2 protein-coding genes and 1 pseudogene are annotated in these 2387 nt (G+C 57.0%); 2 read left to right on the top strand and 1 reads right to left on the bottom strand.

The features are described from left to right. On the top strand, nucleotides 1-198 hold a 198-nt coding region (locus tag AC1DUU_RS29625), incomplete at its 5' end, for a hypothetical protein (protein WP_476786890.1). Nucleotides 199-487: 289 nt separating this feature from the next. On the opposite strand, the gene AC1DUU_RS29630 is transcribed toward AC1DUU_RS29625, so the two are convergent. Beyond that, the gene (locus tag AC1DUU_RS29630; RefSeq protein ID WP_476786891.1) at nucleotides 488-1900 is read right to left on the bottom strand and encodes an amidase family protein; all 1413 of its coding nucleotides are present in this window, start codon (nucleotides 1898-1900) and stop codon (nucleotides 488-490) included. Nucleotides 1901-2159: 259 nt separating this feature from the next. Here AC1DUU_RS29630 and AC1DUU_RS29635 point away from each other — a divergent pair. Further along, nucleotides 2160-2387, top strand: a pseudogene (locus AC1DUU_RS29635) (ABC transporter substrate-binding protein); the annotation flags it as partial.

Consider the following 2387-nt stretch of genomic DNA (forward strand, 5'->3'; position numbering starts at 1 on the left):
CTGCAGTACTCGGGCGAGCGCAAAAGCGACAGTGAACCTGATACGAAATTCAGAGGAGACGTTTATCAGGTGCTGAACGCCGACGCGTTTTTCTCGCTGAACAAAGGTAGCAACCTTTGTGACAAACCAATTCGGTGGGCAACCATCAGAGATTCAAGCGATACCATCGGCGAAGGGACCGTTGCGTTGGCATGCTGAGCATCGACGATTGGCGCAAATATGATCCCAACACACTCGGCGCGTGCAGTGCGGATTCGTTCAAGCTGAAATAATCGCCTTTCGACTGACGTACTAAGCTAAATTATTCCATGGGCGCAGACGCAATTTGCGCGCTGCGCCCTCTTTTTTGATTCTCGTATGATGTCGGTCCGTTTCCCGACAGGGATGCTGGGCTTCAGATCGACGCGTTCACGCGGCGCGCGCTTTGGGACGCGGGCGAGCGCCRCTGGTTGCAAATTACAAGTCCCTCACTGGCTCTCCAGCGCCCCTAAACGGGGTCGATTGGAGATAGTGATGTTCCTCGATTTGCAATGTCCTCGGCAGCATCGAGAAGGACATCCTCGCGGAATCTCGCCGCTGTCAATTGGATACCGACAGGCGACTGTCCGTGCATTCCAGTGGCCACTGCTAGTCCAGGCAAGCCCATGAAGGGAAGACCGAGCTGCGGAATCTGCGCTTCCCAGACGGACAGGTAATCGCTTTCAGAGCCCATATCCAAATTACTCGGGAAGGGTAGACGCGCCGAAACTGGAAGCATCAGCACGGGATAGCGTTCGAAGAACAATTGCCATCTGCGCAGATAGTCCGTTCTCACTTTGAATAGTTCGGCGAAACCCGCCAAGGTGAGATCGCGAACAGCCTCCCGCTGTCCTTTCAGCATCGTCAGCGCTCCCGGATCGCCCTCGACCTCGGCGGTCCTGACCATCGCCTCATAGTCGTCACCGAGCCAGAGTTTTACTTGCATCTTCGCGGCGTCACGCAACGGAGGAGTCTGCGTCACTTGCTCGACTGTCCATCCAGCGTCACGCAATCGGTCAGCCGCATCAAACAAGGCGTCAATGACCGGCTGTTCAGTTTGCAGGCCGTCAGGCGCCACGCACAGCGCAACACGTTTGGGAAGTGGGCGCCCCAGCAGCGGCGCAGGCACCCACCACGGATCACGAACGTCCTCCTGCGCCATGGCTTCCAATGCCAGTCTCAAATCGCCAACCGTTCGCGCCAGCGGGCCGGAAACCGTCATAAGGTGGCCGCCAATAGATCGTTCCGGCAACGAAGGATTGTAGTTCGCCACCCTTCCAAAACTTGGTCTTAGTCCATGTACGCCGCATGCATACGCGGGATAGCGGATCGAGCCTCCGATATCGGTTCCATGCGCAATCGCACCGATACCCACCGCCAGTGCGGCGCTCGCGCCTCCTGATGAGCCGCCAGGAGTTAGAGAGCGGTCAAAGGGATTGAAAGTCTCGCCATGGAGCAGGTTCCCGGTGAACCATCGCAGCCCATAGGAAGGCATGTTCGATCGACCTATCGGAATGGCGCCGGCACGTTCGAAATTGTCAACGACCGTCCCGTTCGCAGATGGGTAGTGCTCCTTGTGAGAGGTTACTCCCATGGTTGTCGGGTACCCGACCTGATCGATTCCGGCCTTGATCGTCACGGGAACGCCGGCCAAGCAACCCGGGTCTTTGCCGACGGCAACCATCGCATCGATACGATCCGCGGCCTCAAAAGATCGTTCCGGGTCGTGGGCTACAACCGCATTAATTCTGGGATTCACGGCCTCCATACGTTTGATCGCGGATGCAGTCACCTCTCGCGCGGAGAAGGCTCTCGACTTCACGCCGATCGCTACTTCTTCAGCTGACAGCCGCCATAGCTCGCTAGTCGAGACCTCAGTCATGCGTGGCTCCAATGGTTTTACTACAGGTTGTGTGGCATTTCCGGAAGCTCCTCGCGTGCCGGCTACATGCCGCTCTTCTTGCCGCAACGACGGCCAGGGGGTGGGCATGCACACACGCGCCCAAGGAGATGTGCTTTGATTATCGTGCAATAATTATTGTGTCACTATAATTTTTTTGCAAAAGTACAATTTTTCACCTAACGTGCTCTTGATGCTAGTGCTCAAGGAGGAGGAGCGTATGCGCGTTAGGAATAATTCGATGCGGCTGTGGACCATAGCGGTTCTTACGGGTGCGATCGCAGCAGGTAGCGTTCAGGCGCAAGAACCACAGAAGGGTGGCACGCTGCGCATCCTTGCCACGGGTGAGCCGGATCACATGGACCCTGCCCTTACCGRCATGGTTGCGACGCAAAATCTCATGCGAGCCATTTCCCGGCAACTGATCAGCTACGAGGCGTCCAGCGATCCGGTCCTTGCGATCAAGCCG

It is taken from the genome of Aminobacter sp. P4_H6_2, from assembly GCF_056400805.1.